Raw genomic sequence first — 18,707 nt, 5'->3', positions numbered from 1 at the left:
ACAGAACGTACATTCGAGAAAGGTGGTTGTTTAGAATTGGAAAATATTTCAAAAAGATTAGTAGATAAAAGCATAGAGGCATTTATTATGGGGATAGAAATCTACAATAAACCCACAATACGTTATAGGATTGAAGGTTTTAGTTTTTTTATATGCAACGCTTGGGAATTGATGTTAAAAGCTCATATTATAAATAAAACTAACGAAGAAGCTATATATTATAAAGATAACCCAAACAGGACAATATCTTTAGAAGTTGCTATTGACTCAATTTTTCCTGATAAACATGGAAACCTAAGAAAAAATCTTTTACAAATTATAGAATTGAGAAATACAAGTACTCATTTTATAACCGAAGACTACGAACATATCTACGCACCTCTTTTTCAAGCTTGTGTTGCCAATTTCATTTCTAAAATGCAAGAATTTCATGGAATAGATATCAGCGAGCATATAGCTCAAAACTTTTTAACATTATCCGTTCGCATTGATCGATTAACAACAGAAGAAATTAAAGCAAAATATTCTCCAAGTATGGCAAAAAAACTAATTTCTGAAATGACAAAAATATCAAATGCTATTGATACAAGCAATTCTGATTATGCAATACCTGTAGAAACCAGGTTTTATATAACAAAAAATAAGAAGGAAGCAGATTTATTTGTACAAATAAAAAAAGATTCTCAAAATACTCTCAATATTGTGAAAGATGTTAAAAACCCTAATGATATATATTCTTTAACCACAAAAGATGTAATAAAAATAGTGAATAAACGGCTTAAAGCTAAGGGGGTTTTACTAACAAAAACATTTGCTAATGGGGAACAAAAAGAGACTGTGTTTAACAAAAATGATTTACAATTATTCATAGATTTTTATAACATAAAATCGGATGAGAAATATTGTTTTCATTACAAACTAGCGAACAGATATGGATATAATCAAGCACTGTGTGATTTTCTAGTTGAAGAAATTATTAGGGATCCAGTATCTTTTATCTCTAACTTAAAAAAGGCAAAAAAATAAAGATAACCCCAGGCACATGTGAATTCTCGTCCATTGACTTACTCCCATTCGGGAACACAGCGTTTATCCTTCTCAAGTTATCTTACAAGTTCATTATACTAGGTAACTTTATTTTTGTGAAGCAATTTGTAATAAAATATAGAGCCTAAGGAGGGCTAACCTATGGCAATGATAAAACAATATCAGAAGAAAAATGGAGAAAAAGCATGGTATTTTAAAACTTATCTCGGGATCGATCCTATCACACGAAAAAAGAAGTACACGACTAAGAGAGGATTCAAGACTCAAAAGGAAGCAAAAATAGCCTTATCAAGACTGGAATTAGAAATTGAAAAAAACGGATTTTCTGTTGAAAAAAAAGAAATTCCTACTTTCAAAGAAATTTATGATCTCTGGTACGAACAATACAAAAATACCGTCAAAGAAAGCACATTATTTGTGCAAAGAAATGCGATTGAAAAACATATTCTACCAAAATTTGGAGCACTCCCATTAGACAAAATAACCGTTACTTATTGTCAATATCAGGTAAATGATTGGTTCTCATACTATAAAAAGTATTCGAATCTAATCGGATTAACAACACGAATAATTGATTACGGTATCAAAATAGGTCTTCTATCAACTAATCCAATGAACCATGTTATACGCCCACGAAAATCTGAAAGAATTGATCAAGAAAAATATATCTCACCTTTTTATACGAAAGAGCAATTAAAAAAATTCCTAGATATCCTTAAACAAAATGAAGACATACAATTATTTACTATGTTCAGACTATTATCATTCACAGGTTTACGAAAAGGAGAATTACAAGCCTTGCGTTGGAAAGATTGCGATTTATCAAAAGGTACCATATCAGTCAATCAGACATTGGCTAAAAGTGAATACGGTAAAGAAATATTCCAGACCCCAAAAACAAAACATAGTCGGCGAACTATTTCGATTGATGAGGTAACACTTAAGTACCTTTTATCTTGGAAAAAAGAGCAACGAAGAAGATACCTCAAATTAGGAATTAATACTCTCAAACCTGAACAACTACTATTTACCGACATTGATAATGAACATCTTTATCTCGATTATCTGAATAATTTTATGAAAACTTTTTTGAGAGAACACAATTTAGAGAAGATTACTATTCACGGTTTTAGGCATACTCACTGTAGCTTATTATTTGAAGCTGGTGTCAGCATTAAAGAAGTGCAAGAGCGAATGGGGCATACCGATATAAAAACCACGATGGACATCTATACTCATGTAACCGAAAAAACTAAAGAACAGACTGCTGAAAAATATGCCGCATATATGAACTTTTGAAAGTATGGTCAAAAGTATGGTCAAAAGCAAAAAAAGAGGCGTCTCTCGAATTGAGAAACACCTCGTAAAGCTTGATATGACAATGATTAACGCTTAGAGAATTGAGAAGCTTTACGTGCTTTTTTAAGACCTGGTTTTTTACGTTCAACCATACGTGCGTCACGAGTAAGTAAGCCAGCACGTTTAAGAGCTAAACGGAAATCAGGATCTACTTGTAGCAATGCACGTGCGATACCATGACGGATTGCACCTGATTGTCCAGCATATCCACCACCATTTACGTTTACAAAAACATCATATGATCCTTTAGTTTCTGTAACGCCGAATGGTTGGTTGATTACTTCACGCAAGTCAGCGTGTGGGATGTATTCTTCAACATCTTTTTTGTTAACAGTAATTTTACCAGTACCTGGTACTAAACGTACGCGAGCTACTGCATTTTTACGACGGCCTGTGCCGATATATTGAGCTTGTGCCAATGAAATTCCCTCCTATTAGATTAAGTTTGTGATGTCCAATACTTCTGGTTGTTGTGCAGCATGTGGGTGTTCAGCGCCAGCATAAACATGAAGTTTCATTCCTTGTTTACGTCCTAAAGTGTTTTTAGGAAGCATGCCTTTAACAGAAGTTTCGATCAAACGACGAGAATTTTTAGCACGTAGTTCTCCCGCAGAGACTGATTTCAATCCGCCTGGGAAGTTTGAGTGACGGTAATAAATTTTATCGCTTGCTTTGTTACCTGTTAATTTGATTTTTTCTGCATTAATGACGATTACGAAATCACCTGTATCCACATGAGGTGTGAATGTTGGTTTATTTTTACCACGTAAGATAGATGCCACAACTGCTGAAAGACGTCCCATAGGAACATCCGTTGCATCTACTACGTACCATTTACGTTCTACTTCGCCTGGTTTGGCCATATATGTTGTACGCACGATTTTTTTCCTCCAATTCAATTTCACGAATGTTTGACATACACTTGAGTTTCCGGGGCTCTCGTGGGGCAAACAATACCATATAACATAATACCGTCTTAAGCGCCACATGTCAACGTGTTTCGCTGTTTTTTTGAAATTTCCCTTCAATTCTTTTCCGAAAACTTTCAGTTGTTATTCTGACCAAACAGCCTGCACTTTTATACACATTTTGCGCATAATTTTGTATACTTCCTGCAATAAGTATCTCTGGTTTTTATTATTATATCAATCTGTATCTATATCCTTGCTAAACACAAGAAGAATTCAATGTATAAATATTTACTTTTCCTCTTGATTTCTTATTTTTATTCTGTTACTATAGCTTCATCTTACTTGAATTTAAGGATGGGAGTTATTCATTATGAAAGAAAAAGTAATTTTAGCGTATTCTGGTGGACTTGATACTTCTGTTTCGATTAAATGGCTGACAGATCAAGGATATGATGTGGTAGCGTGCTGTTTGGATATTGGCGAAGGCCGTGATACACAATCGATCAAAGACAAAGCACTCGCTGTGGGTGCCATCGAATCCTATGCGATTGATGCCCGAGAAGAGTTTGCTCAGGACTTTGCATTGATTGCCTTACAAGGGAATACCTTCTATGAGAACTCCTATCCGCTGGTCTCTGCCCTTTCTCGTCCGCTGATTGCCAAGAAACTAGTAGAATTAGCCATCGCTACAGGGGCGACTACCGTTGCTCATGGCTGTACTGGTAAAGGAAATGACCAAGTCCGGTTCGAGGTCGCGATTGCCGCATTAGCCCCTCACTTGAAAGTCATTGCTCCGGTTCGGGAATGGAAATGGTCCCGGGAAGAAGAGATTGCCTATGCCGCTGAAAAAGGGGTGCCGATTCCTGCCGATTTGGATAACCCTTATTCGATCGATCAAAATCTTTGGGGCCGGGCTTGCGAATGCGGGGTCTTAGAAGATCCATGGGCGACTCCCCCTAGAGGCGCTTATGCCATTACGCAAGAATTGGAAGATACTCCTGATGTACCGACAATCGTTGAGATTACTTTTGATCAAGGGATTCCTACCGCATTGGATGGCGAAACACTGAATCTGGCCGAATTGATTATGAAAATGAATCGTCTAGCCGGCGAACATGGTATTGGTCGGATCGACCACATCGAAAACCGTTTAGTGGGAATCAAATCTCGTGAAGTCTACGAATGTCCGGGAGCGATGGCTCTAATGACAGCTCATAAAGAATTAGAGGATTTGGTTTTTGTTCGCGAGTTGGCCCATTTCAAACCAATCATCGAACAGCAACTGGCGCAAGTGATCTATGACGGCCTCTGGTTCAATCCATTAACCGATGCCTTGATTGCTTTTCTAAAAAGCACACAAGTCTATGTCAATGGTGTCGTGCGTTTGAAATTGTTCAAAGGCAATGTCATCTGTGAAGGACGTAAGTCGGAGAACAGTCTTTACGATGAAAACTTGGCGACTTATACGTCTGCCGATACCTTCGATCAACATGCAGCGATCGGATTCATTAAATTATGGGGACTGCCTAGCAAGGTCCACGCAGAGATTCAGGCACAACAGCAATTAACAGAAACACTGATTTAGTCAATGAGGTGACTTTTGCCTTTTGAGGGTGAAGTCAAGTTTCTTTCGAGGTGAGCAAAATGGCAAAATTATGGGGCGGTCGTTTCGACGGCAAAAATGAAGCATGGATCGATGCCTTTGGAGCGTCGATTCCTTTCGATCAATTATTGGCAAAACAGGACATTCAAGGCAGTTTGGCTCACGTCAAAATGCTGATCCACACGGGGATCATTGATGAAGCAGATGGCAACAAAATCATTCAAGGCTTGTTAGCGATCCAAGAGAAATTAGCAGCTGGAGAACTGACCTTTTCGATTGAGAACGAAGATATTCATTTGAATATTGAGACCTTTTTACATGAAGAAATTGGACCCGTCGCTGGCAAATTGCATACGGCCCGGAGTCGGAATGATCAAGTTGCGACGGATATGCACTTGTACTTGAAGGATGTGGTAAAGGAAGTCATCGACTTGATTGCGGCGTTCCGTCACGTACTAGTGGAGCAAGCTGAAAGCAATATCTACACGATCATGCCTGGCTATACTCACCTGCAACATGCACAGCCGATTTCTTTTGCCCATCACTTGTTAGCCTATTACAGCATGTTGACCCGCGATCAAGAACGGTTTACAGAAAGTCTCACTCGGATCGATATCATGCCTTTAGGCAGTGCTGCATTGGCTGGCACCACATTCCCTATCGACCGTGCCTATAGTGCGGAAGAATTAGGTTTTGGCTCGATTTACAGCAATAGTCTGGATGCCGTTAGTGACCGTGATTTTATTCTGGAATTTTTGAGTAATGCCGCGATTTTGATGATGCATCTTTCTCGTTTTTGTGAAGAGTTGATTCTTTGGTGCAGTCATGAGTTTCAATTCGTGGAATTGACGGATACTTTCTCTACAGGTAGTTCAATCATGCCGCAAAAAAAGAATCCTGACATGGCGGAATTGATCCGCGGCAAAACAGGACGTGTCTATGGCAACCTTTTTAGTTTATTGACGGTCATGAAAGGTTTGCCTTTGGCTTATAACAAAGATTTCCAAGAAGACAAAGAAGGCATGTTCGATACCACCGAAACCATTGTGAAAAGCTTGCAGATCATGACTGGAATGATCCAAACGATGCAAGTCAACCATGAGCGAATGAAACGTTCGACAGAAAAAGACTTTTCCAATGCCACTGAACTGGCGGATTATTTAGCAGGTAAAGGAATTCCTTTCCGACAAGCCCATGAAATCGTTGGTAAATTGGTGAGTGAGTGCCTCAGTAAAGGCATTTATTTGCAGGATATCCCACTAGAAGAGTATCAAGCAGTCCAGCCAGTGATCGAATCAGACATTTACGATAAACTAGACTCCTATACGGCGGTCAAGAACCGGCATTCTTACGGCGGTACCGGATTTGACCAAGTCAAACAACAGATCGAAGTCGCCAAGCAATCCTTGGCATTGGCATAAAAAAAAGCGAAGATTTAGGTCTTCGCTTTTTTATGCTCACTGAATCAATGACGCACACGTGATTTTGCTGGATCGATTTGAGGCGCTTCACCTAGGTGCGCTTGGATCATCCAGATACGTTTTTCGGTATCCGTTTTGAAACCGATAAAGATATCTTGCGTTGGATCATCGCCTTCTTCACCACTGACTTCAATCCCTTTTTGGTATAAGTCAGCTAGATAACGATAACCTTCAACAAGTGTAGCTAAACGTTCTGGGATCGTACGGTCCCAGTTGCCGATTTCATCAGGGATTTGTGTATTGTCTGCCATTTCCCGTAATGTTGAGTAGGGTGAGCCATCTAATGTGATCAAGCGTTCAGAGATCACATCTAATTGGTCGTTCAAATCATCCATAAAATCATCCATCATTGGATGTAAAGTTAAAAAGCCAGGTCCTCGCATGTACCAGTGTGTTTGGTGAACGACCATTGCCATTTGACTTAAGTCAGCAACGAGTTGATTCAACACTTCTTTTGTTTGTTCAAATTTCATTACGATTCCTCCTTTAAATTCTCTATTTCAAGCATAGTATGAATCTAAAAAAAAGTACACCAAAACCTACTACTTGAGAAAATTTCTCAGCTTTTCACGTATTTCTTTATGAGGCAAAGGAGGAGGAGACAGTGTATCTGATGTGGGGGTATATTTTAGGTGCAGCGGTATATGCGTTTATTCAAACCACTTACTGGCAAGATGATCCAAGCGAATATTTTGATGATTTTCATAGAAAACCTCCTATTTTCTATTCCGTGGCCCAACAGCCATTTTTTCCTTTTATCAAGCATGCTCAAGTTTTATTGGATTGCACTGCTGCTAGTTTATTGGCAAAAAGCGTTTATGCTTGGCTGATCTGGCTTGCTTTCCTACAACCATCCGTAGGGGAGTGTTGGCTGGCATTGGTCTGGTTGAACAGTGCTTACCTCCTCACTCTGACAGATCTTTACGACTATAGTGTTAAGGGAGAGATTCTCTATCCTTCTTTGTTTTTATTGGCTTTTACCAATCTCATGAACGCACAGCCTTTTCATTGGCAGAACTTCCTCCTGCTTCTGCCATTATTCTTTTTCGTTTGGCAAGAACAGCTAGGAGATGGTGACTTATTCTTGATTGGTGGTTGGGCGCCTTGGCTGTCTACTCACCAACTCCTGTGGCTGTTGATTATCGCTAGCTGCTGCGGGCTCTTGTTTTTTTCATTGCATAAGCTGTTTGTCAGAAACCAATTACGAATGCTGCCCTTTGTTCCTTGTTTGAGTTTAGCATTAGTCATCGTGCGTTTCCTTTAACAAAAAAGCCCGCTGTTTCATTAGCGAAACAGCGGGCTTTTGTTTAGTTTTGGTTGTTCAATGCATCTTCTGCAGCCATTTGCGCTTCAATGTCGGAAATACTATAGACATTTTCACTCGCAACAGTGACTTCTTTTGGTTCCATTTCACGGTAGCGAGCCATACCAGTACCTGCAGGAATAATCTTACCGATGATAACATTTTCCTTCAATCCTAGTAATGGATCTTTCTTCCCGCGGATCGCAGCATCTGTCAACACGCGCGTTGTTTCTTGGAAGGATGCAGCAGATAAGAAGCTGTTTGTTTCCAAGGATGCTTTTGTGATACCAAGTAAGACTGGGCGGCTGGTAGCAGGAACCCCACCGGCAACTAATGTGTTGTAGTTGCGGTCTTTAAAGTCAGCGATATCCATCAATGTTCCTGGCAAGATGTCTGAATCACCTGGATCCATGACACGAACTTTACGCAACATTTGACGAACCATTACTTCGATATGTTTGTCGCCGATTTCTACCCCTTGCATACGGTAAACGCGTTGTACTTCACGCAATAGATAGTTTTCAACAGACAAGACGTCACGTACTTGCAGCAATTGTTTTGGATCGATTGATCCTTCTGTCAATGGTGCACCACGATGGATAAAGTCTCCTTCAACCACTTTCATACGTGCGGTAAATGGTACAGTATAGGTCCGAGTATCAGTTTCCCCTTTGATCGTCACTTCTTTCGTACGAGTAGACGCATCTTCAGAGATATCGATTACTTCACCGGTAACTTCAGTGATGACCGCTTGACCTTTCGGATTACGGGCTTCAAAGATTTCTTGGACACGAGGCAGACCTTGAGTGATATCATCACCGGCTACCCCACCGGTATGGAATGTACGCATGGTCAACTGAGTACCTGGTTCACCGATTGATTGGGCAGCGATCGTACCAACTGCTTCACCAACTTCAACTTCTGAACCAGTTGCCAAGTTACGGCCATAACAATGTTTACATACACCATGTTTTGTATTACATGTAAAGACGGAACGGATCGAAACAGTTTCGATTCCTGCGTCAACGATTTCTTTGGCAAGGTCTTCAGTGATCAATTGATCTGGTCCGACAATGACTGCACCAGTCTCTGGATGGATCGCTGATTTACGTGTGTAACGTCCAATCAAGCGTTCTTCCAATGATTCGATGATTTCGTTACCTTCACGAATGGCTTGAATATCTAAGCCACGGTCGGTTCCGCAATCTTCTTCACGAATGATGACATCTTGCGCCACGTCAACCAAACGACGAGTCAAGTAACCAGAATCGGCTGTCTTCAAGGCGGTATCGGTCATTCCTTTACGAGCCCCGTGAGTAGAGATAAACATTTCTAAGACAGAAAGTCCTTCACGGAAGTTTGAAATGATCGGTAATTCCATGATTTGTCCATTCGGCGCAGCCATCAATCCACGCATCCCAGCAAGCTGAGTAAAGTTGGAGATGTTACCACGGGCTCCAGAATCAGACATCATGAAGATTGGGTTTTTCGCTTCCAATGATTCCATCAGTTTCAATTGGATCTCATCTTTCGCGGCATTCCAGACACCGATTACGCGTTCATAACGTTCATCATCAGTAATCAAACCACGACGGAATTGTTTCGTGATCGTTTCAACTTGTTTGTGGGCATTTTCGATGATGTCATGTTTTTCATGCAAGTTCATGATATCTGCGATACCTACAGTGATACCGGCCATTGTTGAATGGCTGTACCCTAAGTCTTTCATGCGGTCAAGCATCCGTGATGTTTCAGTGATGCGGAAACGTTTGAAGACTTCAGAAATAATATTTCCTAAGTTTTTCTTCTTGAATGGTCCGACTAGTTCTTGTTCTTTGATGAAAGCAGGAATATCTGTTCCAGCTTCGACAAAGTACTTATCTGGTGTTTGGACTGTCAAGTTGAAATCTGTTGGTTCATTCAAGTAAGGGAATTCTGTTGGCATGATCGAGTTGAAGATCACTTTCCCAACAGTCGTTACCATCAAGCGTTCTTTTTGTTCTGCAGTAAATGGTTTGTCCCCTAATGTGTTTGGATTGATCGCAATACGGGTGTGTAAATGCACGTAACCATTGCGCCAAGCAGTTACTGCTTCGTCCATGTCGCGGAAGATCATGCCTTCCCCTTCGCGGCCTTCTTCTTCCATCGTCAAGTAGTAGTTCCCTAGGACCATATCTTGAGATGGTGTTACAACTGGCTTACCGTCTTTCGGATTCAAGATGTTTTGTGCTGCTAACATCAACATCCGTGCTTCGGCTTGCGCTTCTTCATTCAATGGCACGTGGACAGCCATTTGGTCTCCATCGAAATCGGCATTGTAGGCTTCACAGACTAGTGGGTGCAAACGAATCGCACGGCCTTCAACCAATACAGGTTCAAATGCTTGAATTCCAAGTCTGTGCAACGTAGGTGCCCGGTTCAAAAGAACAGGGTGTTCTTTGATGACGTCTTCTAGGACATCCCAAACTTCATCTTCTTGGCGTTCGATTTTACGTTTCGCATTTTTGATGTTTGACGCGATTTCACGAGAAACCAATTCACGCATCACAAATGGTTTGAACAATTCGATCGCCATTTCTTTTGGCAATCCACATTGATACATTTTTAGGAATGGTCCAACGACGATAACGGAACGACCAGAATAGTCAACACGTTTACCTAGCAAGTTTTGACGGAAACGACCTTGCTTCCCTTTCAACATATGAGAAAGAGATTTCAATGGACGGTTACCTGGTCCTGCAACTGGACGACCGCGACGACCATTATCGATCAAGGCATCCACTGCTTCTTGGAGCATCCGTTTTTCATTTTGAACAATAATATTCGGTGCATTTAAGTCTAATAGACGTTTCAAGCGGTTGTTCCGGTTGATTACACGGCGATAAAGATCGTTCAAGTCACTTGTTGCGAAACGGCCACCTTCTAATTGGACCATTGGGCGCAAATCAGGCGGGATAACTGGAATAACATCCATGACCATCCAGCTTGGTTTGTTTCCTGAAGCACGGAAAGCTTCTAAGATATCTAAACGACGGATCGCACGTGTCCGTTTTTGTCCGGTCGCGTTTTTCAATTCTTCTTTTAGTTCAGCCACTTCGCCGTCTAGATCCACACCATCCAACAATTGTTTGATGGCTTCAGCACCCATCGCTGCTGAAAATTCTTGACCGTATTGGTCACGTTTTTCACGGTATTCCCGTTCAGTCAATAATTGTTTCTTCTCAAGACTAGTGTTTCCTGGCTCGATCACGACATAAGAAGCAAAATAAATGATTTCTTCCAAGGCACGTGGGCTCATGTCTAACACTAGACCCATCCGTGAAGGAATGCCTTTGAAGTACCAAATATGTGATACAGGTGCCGCTAATTCAATGTGACCCATCCGTTCACGACGAACTTTTGAGCGAGTGACTTCAACACCGCAACGGTCACAAACGATTCCTTTATAACGAATTCGTTTGTATTTTCCGCAGGCACATTCCCAGTCTTTGGTTGGGCCGAAAATACGCTCGTCAAACAACCCTTCGCGTTCAGGTTTCAACGTACGATAGTTAATGGTTTCAGGTTTTTTTACTTCACCGTAAGACCAGCTTCTGATTTTTTCAGGAGAAGCCAAACCGATTTGCATACTTTCGAATTTATTTACATCGATCAAAAAAGGTTCCCTCCATTTCATTTCATGGACATATCCGATAGAACACGAGGTTGGGACCTCCGTCTGATTTTGACGGGTGTCCCCTCGTTTCTATTATTGCAAGCGATCTTCTGCTGTCTCGATTTGTTGGTTCAAATCATCGGCGGCATTTTTAGCTTCTGTTTGTGCTTGTTGCTCAATTTCACGAGCATTTTGTTGTTCGGCAAATTTTGTTAAGGCGTCCACGGTGATCAAGTCATCATCGTCATCATCCATATCACGCAATTCAATCTCTGCATCATCAATGTCTAAGACACGCATGTCTAAACCAAGTGATTGCAATTCTTTGACTAATACGCGGAATGATTCTGGTACGCCTGGTTTTGGAATTGGTTCCCCTTTAACGATCGCTTCGTATGTCTTCACACGACCAACAACGTCATCTGATTTGTACGTCAAGATCTCTTGCAAGGTATAAGCAGCACCGTATGCTTCCAGTGCCCAAACTTCCATTTCCCCGAAACGTTGTCCACCAAATTGTGCTTTACCACCCAATGGTTGTTGCGTAACCAATGAGTATGGTCCAATTGAGCGGGCATGTAATTTATCATCGACCATGTGGGCCAATTTGATCATATACATGACACCTACGGAGATTCGACCATCAAATGGTTCTCCAGTACGGCCATCATACAAAACGGTTTTGGCGTCGCTAGCCATGCCGGCTTCTGCAACTGTTGCCCAGACATCTTCATCGCTGGCGCCATCAAAGACTGGTGTAGCCACGTGGATTCCTAATTGGCGGGCAGCCATTCCTAAGTGTAATTCCAATACTTGTCCAATGTTCATCCGTGAAGGCACCCCTAATGGGTTCAACATGATATCAACTGGTGTACCGTCTGGTAAGAAAGGCATGTCTTCTTCTGGCATAATGCGAGAAACGACCCCTTTGTTTCCGTGACGGCCGGCCATTTTATCCCCTTCATGGATTTTCCGTTTTTGAACGATATACACGCGAACGAGCATATTGACACCTGGTGACAATTCATCGCCAGCTTCGCGGGTAAAGATTTTCACATCATGGACGATTCCGCCACCACCGTGAGGTACGCGCAGAGAAGTATCACGGACTTCGCGGGCTTTTTCACCAAAGATTGCATGAAGCAAGCGTTCTTCTGCAGATAGTTCCGTTACCCCTTTAGGCGTTACTTTACCAACCAACAGATCGCCATCTTTGACTTCCGCACCAATGCGGATGATACCCATTTCGTCTAGATCTTTCAATGCGTCTTCCCCGACATTCGGAATTTCACGAGTGATTTCTTCAGGTCCTAATTTTGTATCACGAGCTTCTGATTCATATTCTTCAATATGCACAGAAGTGTAGACATCATCTTTCACCAAACGGCGGCTCATGATGATGGCATCTTCATAGTTGTACCCTTCCCAAGTCATGAATGCGACTAGAACGTTTTGTCCTAATGCCATTTCACCATTTTCCATGGATGGGCCATCTGCAAGGATGTCGCCTTTTTCTACTTTTTCGCCAAGGGCTACAAGCGGGCGTTGGTTGTAACTTGTTCCTGAGTTAGAACGACGGAATTTCGTTACCAAATAAACATCTAATGCGCCATTGTCGCGACGAACGCGAATTTCAGCAGCATCCACATATTCGACGATTCCATCTTGTTTACACAATAATGCAGCACCTGAGTCATGGGCTGATTTGTATTCCATACCAGTACCAACCCATGGTGATTTAGGGTTGATCAATGGAACTGCTTGCCGCTGCATGTTGGCACCCATCAAGGCACGGTTGGAGTCATCGTTTTCCAAGAATGGGATACAAGCTGTTGCGACTGCGACTACTTGTTTAGGTGAAACGTCCATGTAGTCCACTTTGTCGATCGACACTTCTAAGTTTTCAGAAGTCGCACGAGCCATAACAACATCATTCACGAATGTACCGTCTTCATTCAGCAAGCTGTTTGCTTGGGCAACGACGTAATGGTCTTCGATATCTGCAGTCAGATAGTCGATTTGATCTGTCACACGGCCAGTCTCCCGATCAACACGACGATAAGGGGTTTCGATAAAGCCATATTTATTGACTTTGGCATAAGACGCCAAGCTATTGATCAACCCGATGTTCGGTCCTTCAGGCGTTTCGATCGGACACATCCGGCCATAGTGGGAATAGTGAACGTCCCGTACTTCATATCCAGCACGGTCACGCGTCAAACCACCAGGTCCTAAGGCTGATAAACGACGTTTATGGGTCAACTCACCCAATGGGTTGGTTTGGTCCATGAACTGTGACAACTGAGAAGAACCAAAGAATTCTTTGATACTTGCTACAACAGGACGAATATTGATCAATTGTTGCGGTGTCAATGTTTCTGTGTCTTGGATTGACATCCGTTCACGAACGACACGTTCCATCCGAGCAAGTCCGATCCGGAATTGATTTTGCAATAATTCCCCAACTGAACGAATGCGGCGGTTTCCTAAGTGGTCGATATCATCAACATTGCCGATACCTTCCATTAAATTGAAGAAGTAGCTCATAGAAGCAATGATATCCGCTGGACGTACTGTACGAACGGTCGTATCTGGATAGCCATTACCGATAACATTCACTTCTTGTTCTGGATCTTTTGGTGAAAAGACTTTGATGACTTGAACAGTCATTGGTTCTGTAACAACACCGTCTTCTGATGGGTAGTAAGTAACACTATTTAAACCATTATCGATAAAGGCACCTAATGTTTCCATCACTTGGTGAGTCAACACAGTTCCTTTTTCGACGATGATTTCGCCAGTTTCAGGATCAACCAATGTTTCTGCTAACGTCAAATTCAATAGACGTGTTTTCAAGTCTAATTTTTTGTTTACCTTGTAACGACCAACATTTGCTAAGTCATAGCGTTTTGGATCGAAGAAGCGAGCATTCAGCAAGCTGCGTGAGCTGTCAGCCGTTTTGGGTTCGCCTGGACGCAGACGTTCGTAAACATCTTTCAGTCCTTCTTCCGTCCGAGAGTCGCTTGCATTTTTGTGCAAGTCTTTTTCGATTGTGTTGCGTAATGAATCACTGTCTCCAAAAATTTCAAAGATCGTGTCATCTGAACCAAACCCTAAGGCACGCACTAACACAGTCAAAGGAATCTTCCGAGTACGGTCAATACGTACATAAGAGATGTCTTTCGCATCTGTCTCCATTTCTAACCACGCACCGCGGTTAGGGATCACAGTTGAGCCGAATCCTTCTTTTCCGTTCTTATCGACTTTGCCATGGAAATAAACACCTGGTGAACGGACTAACTGAGAAACGATGACCCGCTCTGCCCCATTGATGATAAACGTACCTTGTTCCGTCATTAATGGAAAATCGCCAAAGAAGACTTCTTGTGACTTGATTTCGCCAGTTTCACGGTTTGTTAAACGCAATGTGACATGCAAAGGTGCCGAATAGTTGGCATCATGTGCACGAGCTTCTTCCACTGTATACTTAGGTTCTTTCAATTCATAGTCTACAAATTCTAGGGACAAATTGCCGTTAAATCCTTCGATTGGCAAGATATCTTCAAACATTTCTCTTAGGCCCTCATCTAAGAACCATTGGTAAGAGTCGGTTTGAATTTCAATCAAATTCGGTAATTCTAATACTTCACTGATCCGTGCGAAACTTCTACGTTCGCGGTGCTTTCCGTATTTTACTACGTGTCCAGCCAAGCTCTTCACCTCTTCATAAAGTCTTTCAAAAAGGCTATCCGATTTTTTACAAAACTGTAACAAATATTAAATATAGATTACAGAAAGCATTTTTTGCGGCTTTTAGGCAAAAAAAAACCAAAAATAGAACGGATGCAATGGGCATTTTCTACTTTTGTTTCCTTATTCCCAAGCCGAAACGGACAATATTTCGTTTCTGCTTTTTTCTTTCAGATAGTTTTTGCAACTCCTTATTATACAGATGAAGCACATTGATGTCAAGCTTTCATTGAAAGTTGCAACACTTTTCCGATGCATGCAAATTCTAAGTTTTCTTTAAGAAAGGATTCTCTAAAATTAGAAAAAATGACGAGAAATTTCTTTGCATTTTCTTGTTTTCTTGCTATGCTAGCAAAAAAAGCATGAGCGTTACACGTGAAACATTTTGAAAGGAGCAACTATGACAACTAGAGAAAAGATTTTGGCATTGTTGCAACAAGAAACCTCCGTTTTATCCGGAGAAAAAATTGCCCAAAAATTGGACATATCACGAACTGCCGTCTGGAAAGCGATTAAAGAATTAGAGAAAAAAGGCTATCACTTTGAACATTCAGCCAGCGGCTATCGCTATTTATCAGCAGATCGTTACGAACAACGCGCGTTACAGGAAGCACTGCCGATGGTAGCAACGATCCAAATCGCTGACCAAGTTGAGACCACGATGAAAGAAGCAAAGCTAGCTGCTTTATCTGAACTTTCGACTCCGGCTCTATTTTTAGCAGAAACACAGGTAGGCGGGCATGGTCGATTCAATCGTCCTTTCTTTTCACCCAAAGGAAAAGGAATCTATATGAGCTTATTGCTGAAGCCAAATCATACCTTCAGCGAGTTGCCTCAATACACATTATTGGCAGCGGTAGCTGTGGCACAAGCAATCGATGAGTTGACCGGCAAAGAAACACAAATCAAGTGGGTCAACGATATTTACATAGAAGGAAAAAAAGTCTGCGGTATTTTATCTGAAGCCACTAGTGACTTTGAAAGTGGCCGCATCGCTTCGATCGTCATCGGCATAGGCATCAACTTTGCGATCCCTCAGACAGCTTTCCCAGAAGATATCCAGCAAAGGGCAACCTCTCTCTTTCCAACTGGGGAAGCTCCTGTCAATCGTGCGCGCTTGATCGCAGCAGTATGGACACGCTTCTTTGACTTGTTGGATCAATTACCGGCTGATGATTATCTAACTATTTATCGTCAGAAATCATTTGTTCTTGGTAAAACCGTTTGCTTCACACAACAAGGCATCCGCTATGAAGGAGTCGCAGAGTCCATCACTGCTACTGGTGAATTAGTGGTTCGGACAACAGATGATGTCAAAGTTCTTTCTTCTGGTGAAATCAGTCTGGAGAAATATTCTTAGCAGCATTTTTTTCAAAAAACCAAACAAAGACCCGTCAGATCAAGAAAGACTGCTCTTACGATGCAGCCATTCTTTGTCTGACGGGTCTTTGTCTTGCTATTTAGTGAACGAGCATTTGCCAGATCAGGCATAAAATTAGGCCTAAAGCATAGCTACTGTTAAATAAAATCATGTTTTTGATTGAATAACCAAAACTTCTTGGGTGCGGCAAACTTGCTTGATGCTCTTTCAAGTTTTGGCGAATCTTCGGTAAGGTTAGAAAGACGAGTAAGATCGGCCACTGATAAAGACCAAACAAAAATCCGATCAAAATCGCACCGTAGGATGCCAGCATCAATCCTTGGAAAAGATGAATGCCGTTGGTCCGACCAATGTAATAAACCAATGTGTACCGGTGGTTCTCAATATCTGTTTCTAAATCACGCAAGTTATTTGCCAACATAATATTGGCAATCGTAAATACAAGGGGCAAGGATGCTAATACAATGGCACATACCGCCCACAGATGACCCACTAATCCGAAGGTTCCGGTCGCAAAATCAATGTCTAAATAAAAAACTTTTTGTGTGACAGTGTTCAGATAGATGGTGATGGCAAAAATACCTAATCCCATCGTCACTCCACTAAAGACTTCCCCCAATGGCATCCGAGATAAGGGAACCGGCCCAAAGGTATAAAACACCCCGATAAAGCATACGACTAATCCCATCAGCAATAAAAGCCAGCCTGTCATCCAAGTCAGATAAAGACCGATCAACAACGTCAGCGCCAACATGCCAAAAATCATGTTCCGTACAAGGGTTTCGGGAATCTTTTCCCGACCGATCACATTTTGTTCATACTTATAAACCTTAGACTTTGCTTTTTTGAAATCCATGTAGTTATTGATCGATGTTGTCGTTAAATCAAACAAGATCATCCCTACAAAAAATATAATGGTGTTCAATGGATGGAATTCATGGAAGTATACGAGAGAAAACAAGATTCCCATAATAAACGGAAAAATACTGGCAACCTTAGTCCGAATCTCAACAACTTCTAAAAATACTGCAAGAGACACAAGATCCCTCCTCTTATTTTAAATCGGCACGATCGCCCATCGTGTAACCTGATTCTTCAGACAGCTTAAAGGTATCTTTGATTCCATCCGTAACATAGACGATCCCTTCTTTCGTGATGAAGATCGCATCTGTTCCTTTGTCGGTGTGCTGCTCGATATATTCTAAACCAGCTTTGATCCCTTTATCAAAAACCACCGTCGTCAAACCATCGCCATCGATCGATTTATCTGTGATCACAGATACACTGGCAATGTCATTGTCATACGGATACCCTGTTTCTGAATCAAAGATATGGTGATAGGTTTTGCCGTCGACTTTCAAATAGCGTTCATAGATTCCTGAAGTGACCACCGTTTTGTTGGTTTCTTTGATACTGCCAATAATGGAACCGCGGGCTTCGTTGGGATCTTGGATCCCCACATTCCAAGGTTCGTCTTCACCACGATTGCTATGTCCTAACACATAGACATTGCCGCCTAAGTCAACGATTGCCGAGGTAACCCCTTGTTCCTTCAATACTTTGACTACTTCATCCGTGATATATCCTTTAGCGATCGCTCCTAAGTCAATGATCATATCTTTGTCTTTTAAATAGACGGTCTTCTCATCATCATTGAACTCAACTTTCCGATAATCGATATGTTTTAGTGCTTCATCAATTTCCGATTGTTCCGGTTTGCGAGCATCATCAAATCCAATCCGCCACAATTGGGTGATCGCACCGATAGCCATATTGAACCCGCCATCAGATTTTTTGCTATAGTCATAGGCATCCTTCAATAGAAAATAAATATCATCAGAAACTTTGACTGGTTTGATTCCAGCTTGGGCATTGATCTCGTCAACTTCTGATCCCGCTTGGTTGATCGTAATCTTGTCTCCCAATTCTTTGATGCGGGCAAACGCTGGTTTCATCGCAGACTCTTTGCCTTCATCATAAATTCTGATGCGTGTATACGTGCCTAATAAAAATTCTTCTTGAAAATATGGTTCGTCTCTTAATTGAACAGTTTCTTTTTCACTGCCGCAAGCGGATAATATTGTGATAAAAAAAACAATCAATGCAAAAAACGGTAATTTCTTTTTCATGGTCTTCCTCTTTTCTGTTGTATTCAATTTTATTATAATAGCTTTTTTTTTCTAAAATGAAAAGGGTTGGCGCCAGAATCTTAGTTTC

Annotated in this window: 13 protein-coding genes; 6 read left to right on the top strand and 7 right to left on the bottom strand. The window is 41.4% G+C overall.

The genetic code is table 11. The features are described 5' to 3' along the window. The first annotated feature begins 36 nt into the window (after positions 1–36). Positions 37–1,026, top strand: coding sequence for a DUF3644 domain-containing protein (locus tag IGJ28_RS03560; protein WP_252712647.1), 990 nt, complete (start codon positions 37–39; stop codon positions 1,024–1,026). A gap of 162 nt (positions 1,027–1,188) precedes the next feature. Continuing rightward, positions 1,189–2,346 carry a site-specific integrase gene (locus IGJ28_RS03555; protein ID WP_252712646.1) on the top strand — a complete coding sequence of 386 codons (1,158 nt, stop codon included), beginning with the start codon at positions 1,189–1,191 and terminating at the stop codon, positions 2,344–2,346. Between the two features lie 86 nt (positions 2,347–2,432). Here the strand turns inward: IGJ28_RS03555 and rpsI are convergent, their stop codons facing one another. Next, positions 2,433–2,825 (bottom strand): 30S ribosomal protein S9, encoded by a 393-nt coding sequence (rpsI, locus tag IGJ28_RS03550; RefSeq protein WP_003128901.1) that lies wholly within the window; start codon positions 2,823–2,825, stop codon positions 2,433–2,435. Between the two features lie 15 nt (positions 2,826–2,840). Continuing rightward, the gene (gene rplM / locus IGJ28_RS03545) at positions 2,841–3,287 is read right to left on the bottom strand and encodes a 50S ribosomal protein L13 (protein WP_301337271.1); all 447 of its coding nucleotides are present in this window, start codon (positions 3,285–3,287) and stop codon (positions 2,841–2,843) included. 400 nt (positions 3,288–3,687) lie between these two features. Here rplM and IGJ28_RS03540 point away from each other — a divergent pair, with 400 nt between their 5' ends. After that, the gene (locus tag IGJ28_RS03540) at positions 3,688–4,902 is read left to right on the top strand and encodes an argininosuccinate synthase (protein WP_257601933.1); all 1,215 of its coding nucleotides are present in this window, start codon (positions 3,688–3,690) and stop codon (positions 4,900–4,902) included. A 59-nt stretch (positions 4,903–4,961) separates the two neighbouring features. Beyond that, entirely contained in the window at positions 4,962–6,341 is a 1,380-nt protein-coding gene (gene argH, locus IGJ28_RS03535) for an argininosuccinate lyase (protein WP_257601932.1), read from the top strand. Between the two features lie 44 nt (positions 6,342–6,385). Here argH and IGJ28_RS03530 read toward each other — a convergent pair whose 3' ends face one another. Then, positions 6,386–6,874, bottom strand: coding sequence for a Dps family protein (locus tag IGJ28_RS03530; protein WP_003128880.1), 489 nt, complete (start codon positions 6,872–6,874; stop codon positions 6,386–6,388). Between the two features lie 140 nt (positions 6,875–7,014). Between IGJ28_RS03530 and IGJ28_RS03525 the strand changes: the two genes are divergently transcribed. After that, entirely contained in the window at positions 7,015–7,665 is a 651-nt protein-coding gene (locus IGJ28_RS03525) for a hypothetical protein (RefSeq protein WP_287040846.1), read from the top strand. Between the two features lie 43 nt (positions 7,666–7,708). On the opposite strand, the gene rpoC is transcribed toward IGJ28_RS03525, so the two are convergent. Together rpoC and rpoB are read right to left on the bottom strand one after the other, a co-directional pair. Continuing rightward, positions 7,709–11,359: a DNA-directed RNA polymerase subunit beta' gene (gene rpoC, locus IGJ28_RS03520; RefSeq protein ID WP_003128876.1), complete on the bottom strand. Its 3,651-nt coding sequence runs from the start codon at positions 11,357–11,359 to the stop codon at positions 7,709–7,711. Between the two features lie 93 nt (positions 11,360–11,452). Then, complete coding sequence (rpoB, locus tag IGJ28_RS03515; RefSeq protein ID WP_438845148.1) at positions 11,453–15,070, bottom strand: DNA-directed RNA polymerase subunit beta; 3,618 nt, start codon at positions 15,068–15,070, stop codon at positions 11,453–11,455. Between the two features lie 439 nt (positions 15,071–15,509). On the opposite strand from rpoB, the gene IGJ28_RS03510 reads away from it, so the two are divergent. Continuing rightward, complete coding sequence (locus IGJ28_RS03510) at positions 15,510–16,469, top strand: biotin--[acetyl-CoA-carboxylase] ligase (protein WP_138371378.1); 960 nt, start codon at positions 15,510–15,512, stop codon at positions 16,467–16,469. A gap of 100 nt (positions 16,470–16,569) precedes the next feature. Here IGJ28_RS03510 and menA read toward each other — a convergent pair whose 3' ends face one another. Both menA and IGJ28_RS03500 read right to left on the bottom strand, forming a co-directional pair. Continuing rightward, positions 16,570–17,529, bottom strand: a complete 960-nt coding sequence (gene menA, locus IGJ28_RS03505; RefSeq protein WP_029487376.1) for a 1,4-dihydroxy-2-naphthoate polyprenyltransferase — start codon at positions 17,527–17,529, stop codon at positions 16,570–16,572. A 13-nt stretch (positions 17,530–17,542) separates the two neighbouring features. After that, complete coding sequence (locus IGJ28_RS03500; RefSeq protein WP_060815027.1) at positions 17,543–18,619, bottom strand: FAD:protein FMN transferase; 1,077 nt, start codon at positions 18,617–18,619, stop codon at positions 17,543–17,545. Positions 18,620–18,707 lie beyond the last annotated feature (88 nt).

The sequence above is a fragment of the Enterococcus sp. AZ091 genome (assembly GCF_051714805.1).
GTDB lineage: Bacteria > Bacillota > Bacilli > Lactobacillales > Enterococcaceae > Enterococcus_D > Enterococcus_D gallinarum.
Note: the sequence above shows the minus strand (reverse complement) of the source record. Positions and strands in the feature narration are given on the sequence as shown.

Coding starts and splice junctions, on each gene's coding strand:
- IGJ28_RS03555 (WP_252712646.1), top strand. CDS start 1,189: ATGGCAATGATAAAACAATATCAGAAGAAAAATGGAGAAAAAGCATGG.
- IGJ28_RS03540 (WP_257601933.1), top strand. CDS start 3,688: ATGAAAGAAAAAGTAATTTTAGCGTATTCTGGTGGACTTGATACTTCT.
- argH (WP_257601932.1), top strand. CDS start 4,962: ATGGCAAAATTATGGGGCGGTCGTTTCGACGGCAAAAATGAAGCATGG.
- IGJ28_RS03530 (WP_003128880.1), bottom strand. CDS start 6,874: ATGAAATTTGAACAAACAAAAGAAGTGTTGAATCAACTCGTTGCTGAC.
- IGJ28_RS03525 (WP_287040846.1), top strand. CDS start 7,015: ATGTGGGGGTATATTTTAGGTGCAGCGGTATATGCGTTTATTCAAACC.
- IGJ28_RS03510 (WP_138371378.1), top strand. CDS start 15,510: ATGACAACTAGAGAAAAGATTTTGGCATTGTTGCAACAAGAAACCTCC.
- IGJ28_RS03500 (WP_060815027.1), bottom strand. CDS start 18,619: ATGAAAAAGAAATTACCGTTTTTTGCATTGATTGTTTTTTTTATCACA.